The following is a 16716-nucleotide window of genomic DNA, read 5'->3' as shown; positions in this document are numbered from 1 at the left end:
GTAAATTGCGCTGTCTCAATGTAATATGATTGCTTTGACAGACTCTCCGATTGCGGTTGAAAAAGTGATTGCCGAAGTCAGCGCTGCTGCCGAAGCGGGCGCGATTGATATTTTCATTGGTACGGTGCGCAACTGCAACGAAGGCCGACAGGTTACACATCTGGAATATGAAGCCTATGAACCTATGGCACTGCGCGAGATGGAGAAAATAGCCCGCACGGCCGAACAACAATGGCCTGTTAAAAAGTTGGCGATTGTTCACCGCACGGGCAGATTGGCTATCGGAGAAGTTGCGGTGGTTGTAGCTGTGGCTACGCCTCACCGCAAAGAGGCATTTGAAGCCTGTCGTTATGTGATAGATACGCTCAAAACCACTGTCCCCATCTGGAAGAAAGAGTACTTTGAAGGAGGCGAATGGTGGGTGGAGGCGCATCCGTAGGGGGCTAATCCAACGCCCAGATTTCGTATAAAGGCTCTCCGCGGCTGTTTTTGCCCTTGTGATGCCAGTCTTTGTCTTTTAACTGAAAATCAAAAGTCAGGCTTGCGCCTACGCGGCTGTTGTCGCGGCTGAAAAACTGTATATTTTCGGTGTACTTACCGTCTTGTGCCGTATAGGTGCCGCCGCCGCAGCCAAAAAACTGCTTGGTTTCCGTATTGATGGCAGCCCATACAAAATAATTGCCTGTCAGCAGTTTGATGGTTTTACGCGGCCCGCGCTGCGAGCGAGTTTCTTTGCCTTCCGCATCTACGCGGCCTGCAAATCGCCAGAGGCCTGTCAAGGGAGTGGTGGCGGTAGATTCTATCCGTTCCAATGCCTCTTTGTTGGTTTGCCCCTGATAAGAACTTTCCATGTAGATTGTCTTACCGTCTGCAGATTGTGAGAGGGTAAAGGTTTGGCTGCTGCCGACCGCCGTAGAATCTACCGAGTTAAATTCAAGCGTGCCGGTTAGTTGATTGCCCTCTATGCGATACGTTCCGCCAAGGATGCCGAAAAATTGCTTGTCTTTTTCATTGAATACTGCCGAAACGAAGTAGTTATCGCTCATTAGGTAAATCATTTGAGCGCCCTGAGGCAACCCTTGCGTAGTAGTAACTCTCCATGCGCCATTCAGACGGAAAGGCTGTGCCTGCAAACTGCCGGCAATAATCAAGGCAGCCACTATCAGCCAGTTTTTTACATGCTTCATATGAGGTTGTTTAAATGGTTCATTAAAGATAATCAATTGAGCAGATTAACGCGTTCTTTTTTACCGCGGAGTGCGCAAAGGTTTAACCGCAGTGTACACAAAGAAAAAATTCATCATAAAAACACTCAGCGGCTATTGGCGTAATACTCAGCGGGCTTTGCGGTAAATTTGAAAGGTCATTTTAAATTGCTCACTTGCTTAATCAATTGAGCAGATTAAACCGCATGGCATAGGCGTGCGGAGTGGCGGATGATGCGAGTAAACGCTGATTTTTACATCTGAAATTCTGTGTCTAAACTCCCCAATGCCATTTGTAATTAGCTGAAAAGATAAAGGCCGCCATAAGAGGGCAGCCTTTATCAAAACAACAATCTATTCGTGATGAATTAGTTCTGCGTCATCAGCTTGTTAGCTGCCAGTTCTGCATCAGGAATAGGCCAGATGTAGTTCGCATCGGTTGGCGCTACAGAGCCGGGAACACCTGTTTTGGCAGGCAGCGGCTGCAACAAGCGATGCAAGTCTAACGAACGCAGACCTTCGCCAAGGAACTCAATGCGTTTTTCCAATGCCAAGGCTTGCAGGAATTCGGCAGGCGTAGCAAAAGAGGTATAAGTTGCACCCGGAGCCGAGCGACCGCGAACGGCATTCAGCAAGTCTATGGCCAATTGAGAAACAGAGTTGGTAGAGCGAACCAATGACTCGGCATAGTTCAGTAACACCTCAGAATAACGGGCGATAGGTACGTAGTCGGTGTAGGGGTTCAACGGGAACTTGGTGATGAATGTGCGGCCTGTAGCTACGGCAGTCATTGCACGGCGTGCATCATTTGCTGTCCATGCCGGATTGCTCAGAATACCTGCAGGGTCGAGGTTGTAGTCAGCAATAGCATTTTGCGGAGGTGCAGGAACACCAAAGTAAGAACCCAAACCGTTTTGTACACCCGGTAAATCGTTCAAAGTCATTGGGAATGAGAAAATAGACTCTGAAGTAGTGTAAGGGGGAGCGAATATGCTGGCAAAAGTAGGTGCTAAGCGGTGCTGTACGCCCGTAGGAGCAGAGAATGGAGCCGATGTGCCGCCTACAATCTTACGACATTCGGTAACGGCATCGGCATAGCGTCCCATGCTCATCAGCACGCGGATTTTGATAGCAACCACTGCATTGCGGTGGGCGCGGGTTACATTCAGCAAAGCAGAAGGGTGAGAGGCCAACACGTTCTGCTCGGCAAAGTTCAGGTCTTCCAGAATTTGGTTATAGACCTGTGCTACGGTGCTGCGAGCCAAGTCGGAGTTTTGAGGGCCGACTTCTGCCTGTAAACGCAGCGGCAAACCGGGGCTGGCACCGTTGTTCAGCGGGAACGGACGGGCATACAGGTTTACCAGATAGTAGTAAGACAGGGCGCGCAGGAAGCGGGCTTCACCGCGGTATTGGTTGGCAAGTGCCGTTGAAATAACGGTAGGGTTGTCATCCAAACCTTTGAGGAATACGTTGATGCGGTTAATAGCCAAATAGCCGGATGACCACGCGTTTTGAGGCTCGGCGTTACCGGAGTTTTGGTTGTAGCTCCAAGCAAAGAGCGCTGTTACACCGTTACCGGTACGGTTTTGGAAGTCTTCGCCGCGCACATCCATATATACCAGCATACGGCCGCCCAAAAACTGACCCGATTTCACACTGGCATAAAGGCCGTTCAATTGTGCAGCTATACGGTCTGGGGTTGTAAAGGCACTTTTATCGGAAAGTGCGGTCAATGGAACCGGTTCAAGGATTTTATCCTGATTACAAGAGGTTACTGCCAGCGTTGTAAAGGCTGCCAGCAACGATGCTTTCAAATATTTTTGGATTTTCATCGTGTTCTTCAGTTTAAGTGTTAGAAGGTAATGTTAACGCCCAGTGAGTAGGTGCGTGCCTGAGGGAATGTGTTACGGTCTACACCTGCGCCGATGTTGGTAGCTGTTGCTCCCAAACCCGGGCTGTTAGTGCTCACTTCGGGGTCGCTACCTGTGTAGTTGGTAATCACAAAAGCATTTTGCACCTGTGCGTACAGCCTTGCATTAGTCAGAGAAAGTTTCTTCAACACATCAGCAGGCAGCGAGTAGCCCAAGCTCACGTTGCGCAGGCGGATGAAGTCGCCTTTTTCTACGTTACGGGTGATGGCAAATGCAGAACCGTTAGAGAAGTTGTCAGTATATACCAAGCGAGGCACAGTGGTCTGGTCGCCCGGCTGACGCCAGCGCTGCAACACTTCGGTGCTGTTGTTCCACATGCGTTGGTCGAGCAGACCGGCACGAGTACCGTTGTACAGGTAGAAACCAAATGCATACTGGAAGAACACGCCCAAGTCAAAACCTTTGTAGCGGAATGTATTGTCAAAACCGCCAAAGAAACGAGGGTTTGTATTGCCGGCAATGATACGGTCTGTAGCAGTAGGTGCAGGGGCATTCTGACCGTTATCTACGAATGTCCAACGAGAAGCGGCAGGAGCAGCGTGGTTATATTGTACTACGCGGCCACTTGCCAGACGGAACATTGCGCGGCCGTTTTCAGGGTTTACACCTTCCCAAGGTACTGCAAAGATGCTGCCCACGGGATAGCCTACACGTGCAATGCTGGTCAGTTCCAAACCACCTGTAGTAAATTGGATATCGGCATTGTCCTGATTCAGGGCAAGCACTTTGTTTTCGTTAGTAGTCAGGTTAAATGAGGTTGTCCATTTGAAGCCGCCTTTGTCAATATTGACAGTGTTGATAGTAACCTCAATACCTTGGTTGCGCATAGAGCCAATGTTGGTCAGGATAGAGTTGCCCGGGATACCTTTTGAAGGAGGCTGAGGGTTGCCGATAATCAAATCTGAAATGTTGTTCAGGTAGTAAGCAAACTCCATGGTCAGGCGGTTGTTGAAGAATGCCGCATCAAAACCAACGTCAGTTTTCTTGCTTGATTCCCATTTCAGGTTCGGGTTACCTGCTTGTGTGTAAACCCATGTAGCCAAATCGCCGTACAGACCGGAACCAAAGAAGTTCAGAGAACCGAAGTTAGGAATGTTGGTGTTACCGGTTGTACCGTAGCTGCCGCGCAGTTTAAAGTCGCTGATAAATTCCAGATTCAGGTTTTTGAAGAAGTCCTCTTCAGACAAGCGCCAGCCGCCTGAAACCGCTCCGAATGTACCGAACTTGTTAGTAGCTGAAAGAGCAGAGTAGCCGTCGCGGCGAATAGTAGCGCTAAACAGGTACTTGTCTTTGAAGCTGTAGTTTACACGGCCGAAGTAAGAAATCAAACCGTTTTCTGTTTGAATGTTACCTACCGGAGGGTTGTTGGTAGTAAAGTTACCTTGATAGCTGGTGAAGAAGTCATCCGCTACACCTTGGCGAGAACCGCCCCAACCGTCCAAATTAAACTTCTGTACTTCGGTTGCTGCCAGTAAGGTCAGGTTGTGGTTGTCGGCAAATGTTTTGTTATAAGTAGCAATATTTTGCCAGTTCCACTGCAAGTTGCGCTGGTAGGTATTGAAAGCCGTGCCCAATGGGAAACCGTCGCCGTGGATGCGTGTGCGGAACGTGTTGTCTTCTACGTTTTGGCGGTCAATACCGTAAACCGTACGCAGGCTCAGACCTTTCACTGGTCTTACTTCAACAAAGAAGTTACCCAGAATACGGTCGGTGGCAGAGCGTGAAATATTTTGCTCCAAATCGTATAACGGGTTAGGCCAGTTAAAGCCTACGGCATTAGGGAAGTTATTGCCGGTGGTTGCACGGTTGTTAGGTGCATCAATGGCCGGTGTGCCGTCGGGGTTGCGTACAGGAATGTTAGGAGCCAATACAATAGGCAGACGACCTAAACCGTTGGTAGCAAATGCGCCAAACAAACCGGTTTGAGGGCTGTTGGTTACTGTGTTGGTGTACTGTACGTTACCGCCAACGCTCATCCACTTGGTTGCCTGATGGTTGATGTTCATACGGGCAGTGGTGCGCTGGAAGTTGTTGGCACGCAGCATACCTTCTTGGTCGGAGAAACCGACAGAGAAGAAGTAAGAAGTTTTGTCGGTTGCACCGTTAATGGATACGGTATGGTTATGCTGGAAACCTGTACGGAAAACCACGTCATACCAGTTGGTGCTTACAGGCTGACCATCAGGGCCGATGAACGGACGAGCTACTTCGGTTACGCCTGCATGAATAGGGTTGTTGCGATAGCCTTCGTTCTTAATCTCAATGTACTGGTCGGCATTCAGTACGTTGAAACGGCGGAATGTTTCTGTCCAGCCTACCCATGAATCATAATTTACCTGAGCCTTACCTTTTTTACCCGATTTGGTAGTAATCAAGATAACGCCGTTGGCAGCACGCGAACCGTAGATAGCTGTGGCTGCTGCGTCTTTTAACACCTCGAACGACTCAATGTCGGCGTTGTTGATAGACGCAAGCGCGTTGTTACCGGCGTTGGCAGAGCTGCTGGTGTTACCCGATACGATGGGCATACCGTCAATTACAATCAGTGGGTCGGCACCGGAAGTAATGGAGTTTGTACCGCGTATGCGGATGATAGGAGTGTTGCCCAATACACCGTTAGGGGTAGTAATGTTTACACCTGCCGCACGGCCTTGCAGCGCTTGTTCAAAAGACTGAACGGGCATGTTTAAGATTTGGTCGCCGCTTACTTTGGCAATAGAACCTGTCAGTTCGCGTTTGGTTTGCACACCGTAACCGGTTACAACCACTTCGTTCAATACTTTGTTGTCAGGTTGCAGAACGATATCAATCACACTGCGGCTGCCAACTTCGGCTTCTTGTTTCAGAAATCCTACATAGCTGAAAACCAGCGTAGCATTTTCCGGCACGTTAATCCGATAATTTCCATCCACATCGGTTGTAGTACCTGTGCTGGTACCTTTCACAACCACCGATACGCCCGGAAGTGGGCTGTTGTCTTCCCCGGAAGACACTTTACCCGATACTGTTCTTTGTGCGTACGCTGTTACGGAAAACAGCGACAACAGCACAAAGCAACTTAGCTTGAATAGTTGCTTCATTGTCTGATTTGTTTTATTTGGTGAATAAATGCGCCGTTAAATTACGCAAAAGAATGATGTTGTGCGTGTTATTAGTTAACAATTTATTAGTATAGCAAACGATAAAAAAACATGCAGCGTGATAAACGGCATTAAAATTAGCTGATAATCAGTTGGTTTTAATTTGCAAAAAAACAATCGGAGGGTGCAACTCTATTACAAAACCCTCCGACTGCGACAATGTACGGTTAATCTTTGCTGCAAAAAACAGATGTTATGCAAAAATTTCAACTCTGATTGTTTTATTAGCAAACATAGCCGCCATCTACCGAAAATACGGCTCCTGTGGTATAAGCGCCGGCTTCTGAGGCCAGATACAGCGCAATGCCGGCGAGGTCTTCGGGTTGCCCGATGCGCTGAATGGGCAGGTGTTTAATGGATTTGCTTAACATTTCCTCGTTTTTCCAAAGGGCTTCGCTGAATTTGGTTTGAATCAGCCCCGGACAAATCACATTGGCGCGTACACCTGCTCTGCCCCATTCTTTGGCCATTACTTTGGTGAGCATAATCAGGGCGGATTTGCTCACGCTGTAAATGCCCAAGCCCGGCTCGGGGGTTAGCCCGCCAATGCTGCTGATGTTGATGATAGAGCCGCCGCCGCGCTGTTGCATAATGGGCAACACCATTTTGCCCAGCTCGAAAGGTGCTTTTACGTTGATATCCATAATTTTGTCAAAAGCGGCACTGTCGGTATTCACTACGGGGCCGAATACGGGGTTCGTTGCCGCATTGTTTACCAGAATATCTATGCCGCCAAAGGCTTCCATTGTTTTTTCTATCAGTTGCTGTCTTTGTGCGGCATCGCCTACGTTGCAGGCCACGCCTATGGCTTCGTAACCTTTGGCTTTCAGTGCGTTGGCTACCTCATCTACGGCCTCTTGCTTGCGGCTGCTGACAACGACCTTTGCACCGGCTTCTGCCATAATTTCCGCCATAGCCTCGCCGATGCCTTTGCTGGCGCCTGTAATAACGGCGACTTTGCCGTTCAGTAAAAATCTGTCTTTGAGCATTGTTTTTTGTGGTTTTATGAAATTAGTTCAATCATTTTCAATTTTTTTTCGGAACGAGGGTTGATCTGATTTTAATTTTTCTCACATCAACATCAAATCCATGTTTATCTGTGTTCTTGCCAAGATAGATTTAGCTATACGAAAGCACAAGTGGTTTGCAAAAATGCTTTGTGTAAATCCATGAAAAACAGGTATTTAAACCTGATGGGTTACTAATACTGTCAGGTTTGTGTATGCGCACTTTTCACTGCTCGCGTAACTTCGCGCTTGAATGGCCTTCCCGATAGTTTTTCTACCTGAAAACCAATGGCTTTCAGGGTGCGAATCACGGCTGATTTAGAACAGTAGGTTGTCAGGATGCCGCCATTGGCAAGCCATCGGAAAGCCAACTCAAAATTGGGTTGCTCCCACAGCTCGGGCTGTTTTTCAGGTGCAAAGGCATCGTAGAAAATCACATCAAAACTACCCTCGGCAAATGTAGCTTCCTGCCAGCCTTTCTCCGATTTGATGAGTTGCAAATTGGGTAAAATCGGCTGCGGGGTTTCCCATGGCGTGGCATGAATTTTATCAAAATAAGCAGCCACTGCATCGGGGAGTTGCTCGGTGTAGTTCAACTGCGCCAATATATCCTGTGCCAGTGGCAGTGGCTCTAATGTGGTGTAAATAACCTCAATTTCAGGGTGTTGCAGCAAAAATTCAATGACTGCCAGCATGTTCAGCCCTGTGCCGAAGCCGAGTTCCAGCACCCGCACCTGCCGCAGTGCCTGCCTGTTGATAGCTTCTTCCAGTCCGTAGCGCACGTACACCTGCCGCGATTCGCCCAAAGCACCGTAGCGGGAATGGTAAAACTCGCCGATATCGGGGCGGTAGAGTGTATGCGAACCATCAGACGATACAATCAGTTGAACCTCAGGATGTTTCATAGTGAAGGGTAAGTTGCTTTCAGGTGCGCCCAGTATTTTTTAAAATCGCCGCCAAACTTTTGGTAAAACTCTTCTTCAAAAGCGTTTTGCTGCTCATTGTAGCGGATAAACTCCATGAAAAAGGTATTGTTGGGCGTAAAGTCCGTAAAATAATCACGGTAGCGGTCTGATGCAAAACGCACGGTATCCAAAGCATGTACAATTCGCTCGATGTGCTGTTGCTTGGCGGCGGCTTTTTTACTGTCGGCCATATCGGTCGGGAAACTGCCGTAGAGCGAATCCAAACTTTGTGCAGCCTGTAAAACAAAGCGGATAAATCGCTTTTTATCGCTCATGCTGTGGACGTATTGTTGCAGTTCGGGCGAGTTTTCGCCGTATTTGTGGCGCAAAAACATTAACGCCCCCTGATAGCCGACAAAGTTGGCCAAATTTTCGTTATAGTCCACATTATCAGGTACATACAGGGTGCCGTGCGTCAGTTCGTGGATAATCAGGTCTGCCAAATGGCCGGGGCTGCGCCTCAGAAAGTTAGACAGAACAGGGTCTTTGAACCAACCGAGTGTGCTCCAGCCCAGCACTTCACCGATGTCCGTATCGTAGCCTTGTGCTTTCATGCGCCGTTCTTCGGCTTCGGCCTTGGGCAACTCAAAAAAACCTTTGTAAGAAAAACTGCCTAACAGCGGAAATCGCCACTCGTAGGCTTTCAACTCATAGGGTGGGCAGGCGGTTAATACCCACAAAACAGGCTTCCCGTGTTGGTCGTAGAAAGTTGTGTAATTTTTGGAAGGATTCAGGCCGATGCTGTCTTCGGCAAAGCGGCGGATTTCCTGAATGAGTTGCAGCTTTTGTTTCAGCGAATCGGGGAAATTTGTGTCGGTAAGCACTTCTTCAATGGGGCGTGCTTCCCACAAAATTTTCAACTGCCCCCGTGCCTGCATCAGCCCGTATTGCAGCAACTCCCATTGCCAGATAATCAGCCCCGAAAAACCCCCCAATATCGGTAGCAGCCATTTGCGCTTTTGCAACTTCATTATTTGTGTCGTTTTTTTCTGAATAGTTCCCGAATACTTTTGCTAAGTTCGTCTATTTTTTCTATCGGTTTGGTAGAAACAATAGGATAAGTAGTGTTGGTATCGCCTATCTCTTGCACCCCCGACTGCACAGGAAACACAAGGATAAAATTATGCTGTTCAAAATACTTGTTCAGATAGTGAGGGATTTTATCCATGCTGCTGTTGTATGAGGGGTGGTCTTTGCGGCTCATTACGATTATCATACCGTCATCGGGCTTCATATCGCGGGAAAGAATCAGGAAATCTTCCCAATCGGTAAAGGTTGCGAAGTCGCAATCTATCATTTGCTGTCGCTGCATATCGCGGGCATATTGGAGCACTTCCGGAGAGCCGTAGAAAATCAGTTTGGCTCCCGTATTTTTTCCTAAGCTGCGGATGCGGTTGAGCCATAAAGTAAACCCGATTTCTTCCTCTGCTTTTTCAGGAATGATGACCAAGTAACGTCGGATGGTTGCCGATGGTTGTACGGTCTTGCAAATCAGGGTTGTAACATTGTTTTTGGCCAAAATCCCCTCAGTAAGCGTGCCCAAAAAGCTGTCGGAAAGGGCTTGTTTCTGGTGCAGCCCCAATACCATATCGGTAATTTTATGTTCGCGGACGATGCCTGCAATGCCGCTGGATACGTTTTGGTCGTAGCGCAGCAGTTGGTTCATGTAGGTGTCGGTAGCTGCCGCCACGGTAGCTGCTTTTTCTAATACTTTGCGGGCATTTCTTTCGGCAGCCTCATCGGCTTCCAAGCTGTTGATAACCGTTAGCGCATAAAGGCCGCGCTGATTGTTTTTGGATTTGATAGCCAGACTGAGTTGCACCAGTTCTTCGGTTGTTTCGGGATTGCGCAACGGGATGAGGATGCGCTCCTGCGGTTCTTCGGAAGTTTCGTTGCTGCCTTCGCTTTGCTCTTGCAGGGCGATGTTTTTAGCGCCTTTTTGCGCCACAAATGAGGCAACCGTACAGGTTACAAGAATCATCAGAATGGTGCCGTTCAAAACCGCATCGCTCAACAGGCGGATGGGCTCTCCCGTTTCGGTTTGTCCCAAAACAATATTGTAGCCTACCAAAACCGCTGCCAGCGTTGCGGCTGCCTGTGCGTTGCTCAACCCGAAAATCAGTCGGCGCTCGTCTAAGTTGAATCGGAAAGTCTGCTGTGTGAGCCATGCGGCCGCATACTTGGCTACATTGGCAGTAACGGTCATAAACACGGCTACTTTGATGGTTTCCCAGTCTTTAATAAAGGCGCGAAAGTCAATGAGCATCCCTACGCCAATCAAGAAAAAGGGGATAAAAATCGCATTACCCACAAACTCTATGCGATTCATCAGGGGGGAGGTGTGCGGCACTAATCTGTTGAGTGCCAAACCTGCCAAAAAAGCCCCGATAATGCCCTCGATGCCGGCAAGTTCTGCCAAAACCGCCCCTAAATACATCATCACAAGTACGAAAATGTACTGCGAAATATTTTCCTCGAAACGCTTGAAAAACCATCGGCCGATGATAGGGAATCCGACCAATACCACTGCACCGAAAACAATAATAGAAATCGATAGCTTTACCCAGAATTGCCAACCCATTGCGCCGTTAGTCATACCCACAATAATGGCCAGCACAAGGAGTGCGAGCGTGTCGGTAATTACCGTACCTCCGACAGTGATAGTGGCAGCGCGGTTTTTGGCAACGCCAAGTTTGCTCACCAAAGGATAGGCAAGCAGGGTATGCGATGCGAACATGCTGGCCAGCAAAACCGACGTTGGCAGCGAAAAGCCCATCAGGTACAGTCCGCCGAGCGTACCTAAAAGCATGGGTAGGATGAACGTGTAAGCGCCAAAAACAACACTTTTGGAAGCATTTTTTCGGAAATCTGCCAAGTCTATTTCCAAGCCTGCCAAAAACATGATATAAAGCAGTCCCGTTGTGCCCGGGATGATAATGCTGCTGTCTCTGTTCATCAGATGAAGCCCGTTGGGGCCGATGAGCGCCCCGGCAATAATCAGCCCCAGCAAATGTGGAATGCGTATTTTATTGAGCAAAATAGGCGCAAACAGAATGATGCAGAGGATAATCAGGAAGCGCAAAATCGGGTCGGTCAGAGGGAGGGTGAGTTCAAATATATTCAGTCCTAACAGCATAGAGTTGGATGGGTTTAGGCAGGAAAACCACTCCTGTAAGTTGATTATCGGTTTCAAATCATCTGTAAATTATACAGCTAATTGCCTGATTGCAAGAATTTGTGCAAATTGATGCTGCTAAACTACTTTCAAACATGAATCCTCTTGCTGTTACCTATCAGTCGTTGGCAGAAGGTCGTGCTGCCTTTGAAGCCTACCAGAAAACGGCGCTGCCACCCAAAGAACGCCCCAAACTGCTCGCCGCCTTGAAGCGGAAAATTGTGCTCGATGTGTATAAAAATGCCTACAAGCCCGATATTGAGAAGTTCAAACAGTCGTTGCAAACTACTGAACGCTGGCTATTGCCCGAAGGTAATGATTTGTACTTGGTGCTGATGAACGAAGGCGAAAATGTATTCAGCGAAAACCTGACACGTCGGGGCATTGTGTTCAACTATGCCATTGAACGCCGCCCCAACTCCGATGTGGCAGGGCTGACCATCAAGGCCGTTCGCAATAACATGTCCAATTTGGTGTACAGTGGCTCGGTTAAAGTATCGCAACCGGCCCCCGACCAAATAGATGTGGAAATACCGCTTTCGCAAAATATGGGCTATATGTGGCGTGAGTCCAAAACAGACTGCCTCAAAGTGAGTGTTTCGGCCAATTTACCCACTGTAACCGTGCAGCCTTGCGGTGCAATGGGCACTTTTGCAGATGCCTCGCACGGCATTCCGCCTGCGGAACTTGCCAAAAAAACAGGCGATACTTTTACAGTTAAAAATGCCATCCGCTCTGCCATGCGACAGTTCATTATGGGATATACCAAAGCGTTGAAAATGAGTTGATGCTCTGAAACTACATTTTCCGCAGGCCAAACAGGAGCGCATCCAATGAGTATTTGCCCGCACCCAACCACCACATGGGCAGGTAGGCAAAAAGATACAGCAGTGCGTGCTCTTTTACGTCTAATGCGTCTTGGGCATGAACAATAAACGCCGCTACGGCCGTCAGAATGATGAGTGGCAGCAATGCAAGCCGATGCAGCAGCCCCAGCGTTAGCAATACCGAGCAAATAACTTCTGCAAAAACGGCCAGCAGCAGCGAAGGATACTCTCCGATGCCAATCGGGTCGGCGAAGCTCGTTTCGCCGGCACTGAGCCGCTGCCATTTGGCAAGCCCGTGTGGCAGCATCAGCAAGCCGAAGCCGACGCGCAGCACAAGCAAAGCTATGTGCGCAGGTGTACCATTGTAATCTATTACGGCAAAAAACTGTCGCATACCTGTTGAATTTTTAGAACTTAACACAAATTTCACGAGTTATTGCAGACAAATCGCATCGTCAGCGGTTTTTTTGAAAGTACTTTGCGGTTGAATTGAAACGGCAAGACTTTTAAGACTATGGTAAAGCGCAACTATCTGATTGGTATTATTTGCGGGTGCTGGATGGCAGGAACGGCTCTTGCTCAAACCGTTAAAATTAAAGGCAGTGATACCATGTACCCGCTGGTACACGAAATTACCGACTTATACGGCAAAGGCGTGGCTTCCGAAGGAGGGGGGAGTAATGCGGGCATCAGCGCTCTGCTGGAAGGGAAAGCCGATGTAGCCATGGCCTCACGCAGTTTGCATACCAACGAAAAAAATAATTTTACTTCTAAGGGAAAGCCCTATTCGGAGGTGATTATTGCATATGACGCGTTGTCTTTTATCGTGCATCCCGACAACAAAGTAAGCCGATTGACCCAAACCCAACTGGCGGGTATTTTCAGCGGCGAAATTACCAACTGGAAACAGGTAGGCGGCGACGACCGCCCCATTCTGGTGATTATCCGTGAGGCGGCATCAGGTACGAACGAGTTTGTAAAGGACATCATCACCAACAAAAAACCGTTTCCAAATCAGGCAAAAGTTTGTTCCGGCACTTCTGCCGTTATTCAGGCAGTAAGCCAACACACGGGCGCTATCGGCTTTGTGGGTATCGGTTATTTGGAGGAAATCGTAAAGCCCATTGCCGTATCTGCCGGAAACGGAGGCAATTTTGTGCTGCCGTCTTTCAAAACAGCCCTAAATAAAACCTATCCGCTCATCCGCCCGCTGTATTTGTATTACCTGAAAAGTCAGGAGGATAAAGTGAAGGGTTTTATGAATTTTGCACTTTCTCCCTTAGGACAAAAGGCTGTTGTTCACAAAGGATTCATCCCTGCCGGTAATAGTAATAATGCCAAATAATCCAAGTTCTGCAATAATATAATGCTGCTTGCACACACTACGATTCGCTTTCGGCTGTGGCTGTCTCTGGGTATATTCGCTTCTATTACCCTGCTGATGGTGCTGGTCATGTTTTGGTTTGATGCGCGCCAACGACGCGTGCGCCAGCTTACCGATGTACTCCGCCAAATGAACCTGAAAGTAGAACGGGCAGCCAAATTGGAAAAAGACTTTTACATTATTGAAACCATTAATCCTGCTTTCTACGAAACGGGAAACAGTGCCCTCGTAGCCCAGCATAGCGCGGTTTTGGACGAAATCAAAGAAAATTTGGCAGGTTTGAGGCAAAACCCGATGCTGAAAGATGCAGCCGTAGATGTTGCATTGGACAGCATCACCACCGACATAGACCTGTTCCGCGCGGTTTTTGACAGTTTGGTTATGATGCAGAAAAAACGCGGGTTCAAAAACTTTGGACTTGAAGGAGAGATACAGGCCGCCATCAACCGCGTAGTAAACTCGGGTTATGACCTCAACGAACTGCTGATTGCCAATATCAGAAAGTTGGAAAAGGAATTTCTCATACAAAAAAACCCTGCCTACGTTGGTCGCATCAAAGTACTTGCCGACTCGCTGGAAGCCAATGCCATTAAGACCATCCGCGAACCCGTCGGGCGCGAGTTTGTGGTCAGTTCATTGGAGCAGTACCGCAAAAGTTTAGATAAACTTGTTGAAAATCAGCAGATTATCGGTGCGCCCGGGCAAGGTGGGTTGCAGAATGAACTCATGCTGATTTCGGCCCGCATAGAAGAACGTATCGCCGCCATTGACAGCATCATAGAAGCCCGTGCGCAGGCCATGAGCAATAATTTGCGCATTACTCAACTTGTGTTGTTTGCCTTGTTGCTGGGGTTAATGTTTTCACTCGGATTCTTCCTGATGCGCAGCATCAGCCGCCCCTTACGTTCGCTTTCCAATGCCATCCGTGAAGTAGTAGACAGCAACTTTGACCGCAGCAAACAGTTTTTTCAGGCAGAAACCAACGATGAAGTAGGGCAACTTTCCAAAAACTTTGCCTACCTGTTGCAAATGTTTTACAAGCGCACCGATGAGGTAGAGCATCAAAAGGAAGCACTGCAAGCCTCCAACACCCGCCTGATTACCCTTCGGAAAATGGGGCAGCGAATCAGTGCGGTATTGGATGTGGAAGAACTCATCCGCGTGCTTTATGAAGAACTGAGCACCGAAATGGTACTACCGACCCTTATAGTCTGCATTGCCGACCGCTACAATCGCTTGATTGCCAGAGGGTATCACAACGGCGCGTGGGTTGAGGGTATCAAACTCAACCTCGATACGGACACGGCACACGTGGCGGTGCATATTTTCCTGCATCAGCAAAAAATCATCAGCAGCCAATGGCCGACTGAAAACACGCAATCGCTCGTGCCATTCTTTGCCGAAGAAAATCCGCAAACGGTCATCGGCTTGTTGATGACGGCAAAAGAAAAACCGCTTGGCGTATTGGTGATTCAAAGCCCGCAACAGGATGCCTTTAACGAGGTGCAACTCAGCATCATTCGCAACATGGGCGTTTATACGACCATCGCACTTGACAATGCCTTGCTCTATGAAAGCATGGAAGACACCGTGCAGGAGCGAACAGCGGAGGTTTTGGCACAAAAAGAAGAAATAGAACGGCAAAAGCACGAATTGGAAGATGCCTTTGACGACGTGAAACGACTGAGCGAAATCGGTAAAACCATCAGCAGCTATCTGGATGCCGATAAAATTGCCGAGCAGGTGTACCGGCGCGTAAACGACCTGATGGATGCCGATACGTTCGGAATCGGTATTCTGCGCCCCGAAACCAACACGCTCGAGTTTGTGGGAGTGATTGAAAACAACGAGCGCCTGCCCACTTTCAGTTATTCGCTCGATAACCCGCAAAGCCTTGCCGTTTATGCAGTCAAAAATGAGCGCGAACTTGTCATCAATCATTGGGAGCAAGAGGCCGCTCAATACCCAATGGCAGACCTTCCCGAATCGGGCGCACATCCGCAGTCGCTTGTCTATATTCCCTTGCGTACCAAAAACGCCATGATTGGCATTTTGACGGTGCAAAGTTTTCAGGCTCATGCCTACAACGACTATGACCTGAACCTGCTGCGCAACCTTGCCATTTACGTAGCCATTGCGTTAGAAAATGCCAATGCTTTCAGTGAAATTGCCCGCCAGCGCGAAAGCATCCAGAAAAACAACGAAAAAATAACGGCCAGCCTTAACTATGCCAGCCGAATCCAGAGTGCTATGCTGCCCGATTTGGCAGAAATCAGCCGCTGTCTGCCCGACTCTTTTGTGTTCTTTCGCCCTCGCGATATTGTCAGTGGCGACTTCTATTGGTTGCAGGAAAAGGACGGTAAAGTATTGCTCGCAGCGGTAGATTGTACTGGGCACGGCGTGCCGGGGGCATTTATGAGCATGATAGGTATTGATATTCTGAACGAAATTGTCAATGAAAAAGGCATTACCGAACCCGACCAGATATTAAACCTGATGCACCAGCGCATCCGTCAGGCATTGAAGCAGGAAATTACCCAAAACCGTGACGGCATGGACATTGCCCTGTGCGTGATTGATGAAACAGGCAGAAAGCTGACTTTTTCGGGTGCCAGAACCTCCATTGTTTACTGCCAGCATAACCAACTGCTGGAAATTAAGGGCGATAATGTACCGATTGGCGGTTTGCAGCGCGAGCAAGACCGCATTTTTACCCGTCATATCATTACTACCGAAACGCCTACAACCTTCTACCTCTTCACCGATGGCTACAAAGACCAGTTCGGCGGCGAAAACAATACCAAATTGACGGCGCGTGCATTTAAGCAACTCCTTTTCAGCATGCACAGGCAGCCCGCCGAGACACAGAAAACACTGCTCGCCAACTATTTGGAAGAGTGGATGGGCTCGCACCCGCAACTGGATGATATTTTGGTAATGGGGGTGAAAATATAAACTGTTGAATCCGAACTTCGGGTTTGAACGCGAGTTGTTTGGTTGTTAACGTGAATTTTGCGGCATAATCTTGGAAAAATTAAATTTGATTAAATTCGGTTTTGCGCAATAATTCATGCAAAACCTG

The 16716-nt window shown here is 48.4% G+C and carries 12 protein-coding genes; 4 read left to right on the top strand and 8 right to left on the bottom strand.

Annotated features, from left to right (window positions below; translation table 11 throughout):
- The first annotated feature begins 25 nt into the window (after window positions 1-25).
- The gene (locus NDK19_RS07315) at window positions 26-439 is read left to right on the top strand and encodes a molybdenum cofactor biosynthesis protein MoaE (RefSeq protein ID WP_250631209.1); all 414 of its coding nucleotides are present in this window, start codon (window positions 26-28) and stop codon (window positions 437-439) included.
- A 4-nt stretch (window positions 440-443) separates the two neighbouring features.
- On the opposite strand, the gene NDK19_RS07310 is transcribed toward NDK19_RS07315, so the two are convergent.
- The 7 genes from NDK19_RS07310 to NDK19_RS07280 all read right to left on the bottom strand — a co-directional run bounded on the left by NDK19_RS07310 (window position 444) and on the right by NDK19_RS07280 (window position 11384).
- On the bottom strand, window positions 444-1187 hold the full coding sequence (locus NDK19_RS07310; RefSeq protein ID WP_250631208.1) for a hypothetical protein: 744 nt from the start codon (window positions 1185-1187) through the stop codon (window positions 444-446).
- 386 nt (window positions 1188-1573) lie between these two features.
- Entirely contained in the window at window positions 1574-3037 is a 1464-nt protein-coding gene (locus NDK19_RS07305) for a RagB/SusD family nutrient uptake outer membrane protein (RefSeq protein ID WP_250631207.1), read from the bottom strand.
- Between the two features lie 20 nt (window positions 3038-3057).
- A complete protein-coding gene (locus tag NDK19_RS07300) occupies window positions 3058-6216 on the bottom strand; it encodes a SusC/RagA family TonB-linked outer membrane protein (RefSeq protein ID WP_250631206.1) in 3159 nt (1052 codons plus the stop codon).
- Between the two features lie 284 nt (window positions 6217-6500).
- Complete coding sequence (locus tag NDK19_RS07295) at window positions 6501-7265, bottom strand: SDR family NAD(P)-dependent oxidoreductase (RefSeq protein WP_250631205.1); 765 nt, start codon at window positions 7263-7265, stop codon at window positions 6501-6503.
- Between the two features lie 221 nt (window positions 7266-7486).
- The gene (gene mnmD, locus NDK19_RS07290) at window positions 7487-8188 is read right to left on the bottom strand and encodes a tRNA (5-methylaminomethyl-2-thiouridine)(34)-methyltransferase MnmD (RefSeq protein WP_250631204.1); all 702 of its coding nucleotides are present in this window, start codon (window positions 8186-8188) and stop codon (window positions 7487-7489) included.
- Window positions 8185-9219 carry an aminopeptidase gene (locus tag NDK19_RS07285; protein ID WP_250631203.1) on the bottom strand — a complete coding sequence of 345 codons (1035 nt, stop codon included), beginning with the start codon at window positions 9217-9219 and terminating at the stop codon, window positions 8185-8187. The genes mnmD and NDK19_RS07285 overlap by 4 nt, the downstream gene beginning before the upstream one ends.
- Window positions 9219-11384: a cation:proton antiporter gene (locus NDK19_RS07280; RefSeq protein WP_250631202.1), complete on the bottom strand. Its 2166-nt coding sequence runs from the start codon at window positions 11382-11384 to the stop codon at window positions 9219-9221. Before NDK19_RS07280 ends, NDK19_RS07285 begins: the two co-directional genes overlap by 1 nt.
- Window positions 11385-11518: 134 nt before the next feature.
- Here NDK19_RS07280 and NDK19_RS07275 point away from each other — a divergent pair, with 134 nt between their 5' ends.
- Window positions 11519-12211, top strand: a complete 693-nt coding sequence (locus tag NDK19_RS07275) for a hypothetical protein (RefSeq protein WP_250631201.1) — start codon at window positions 11519-11521, stop codon at window positions 12209-12211.
- A gap of 10 nt (window positions 12212-12221) precedes the next feature.
- On the opposite strand, the gene NDK19_RS07270 is transcribed toward NDK19_RS07275, so the two are convergent.
- Window positions 12222-12644, bottom strand: a complete 423-nt coding sequence (locus NDK19_RS07270) for a DoxX family protein (RefSeq protein WP_250631200.1) — start codon at window positions 12642-12644, stop codon at window positions 12222-12224.
- Window positions 12645-12764: 120 nt separating this feature from the next.
- On the opposite strand from NDK19_RS07270, the gene NDK19_RS07265 reads away from it, so the two are divergent.
- The gene (locus NDK19_RS07265) at window positions 12765-13595 is read left to right on the top strand and encodes a PstS family phosphate ABC transporter substrate-binding protein (protein WP_250631199.1); all 831 of its coding nucleotides are present in this window, start codon (window positions 12765-12767) and stop codon (window positions 13593-13595) included.
- Between the two features lie 21 nt (window positions 13596-13616).
- A complete protein-coding gene (locus NDK19_RS07260) occupies window positions 13617-16589 on the top strand; it encodes a GAF domain-containing protein (RefSeq protein ID WP_250631198.1) in 2973 nt (990 codons plus the stop codon).
- Window positions 16590-16716: the final 127 nt, after the last annotated feature.

The organism is Rhodoflexus caldus, from assembly GCF_021206925.1.
In the GTDB taxonomy this organism is placed as follows: domain Bacteria; phylum Bacteroidota; class Bacteroidia; order Cytophagales; family Thermoflexibacteraceae; genus Rhodoflexus; species Rhodoflexus caldus.
This window is presented reverse-complemented; position numbering and strand designations above follow the sequence as displayed.

Coding starts and splice junctions, on each gene's coding strand:
- NDK19_RS07315 (WP_250631209.1), top strand. CDS start 26: ATGATTGCTTTGACAGACTCTCCGATTGCGGTTGAAAAAGTGATTGCC.
- NDK19_RS07310 (WP_250631208.1), bottom strand. CDS start 1,187: ATGAAGCATGTAAAAAACTGGCTGATAGTGGCTGCCTTGATTATTGCC.
- NDK19_RS07305 (WP_250631207.1), bottom strand. CDS start 3,037: ATGAAAATCCAAAAATATTTGAAAGCATCGTTGCTGGCAGCCTTTACA.
- NDK19_RS07300 (WP_250631206.1), bottom strand. CDS start 6,216: ATGAAGCAACTATTCAAGCTAAGTTGCTTTGTGCTGTTGTCGCTGTTT.
- NDK19_RS07295 (WP_250631205.1), bottom strand. CDS start 7,265: ATGCTCAAAGACAGATTTTTACTGAACGGCAAAGTCGCCGTTATTACA.
- mnmD (WP_250631204.1), bottom strand. CDS start 8,188: ATGAAACATCCTGAGGTTCAACTGATTGTATCGTCTGATGGTTCGCAT.
- NDK19_RS07285 (WP_250631203.1), bottom strand. CDS start 9,219: ATGAAGTTGCAAAAGCGCAAATGGCTGCTACCGATATTGGGGGGTTTT.
- NDK19_RS07280 (WP_250631202.1), bottom strand. CDS start 11,384: ATGCTGTTAGGACTGAATATATTTGAACTCACCCTCCCTCTGACCGAC.
- NDK19_RS07275 (WP_250631201.1), top strand. CDS start 11,519: ATGAATCCTCTTGCTGTTACCTATCAGTCGTTGGCAGAAGGTCGTGCT.
- NDK19_RS07270 (WP_250631200.1), bottom strand. CDS start 12,644: ATGCGACAGTTTTTTGCCGTAATAGATTACAATGGTACACCTGCGCAC.
- NDK19_RS07265 (WP_250631199.1), top strand. CDS start 12,765: ATGGTAAAGCGCAACTATCTGATTGGTATTATTTGCGGGTGCTGGATG.
- NDK19_RS07260 (WP_250631198.1), top strand. CDS start 13,617: ATGCTGCTTGCACACACTACGATTCGCTTTCGGCTGTGGCTGTCTCTG.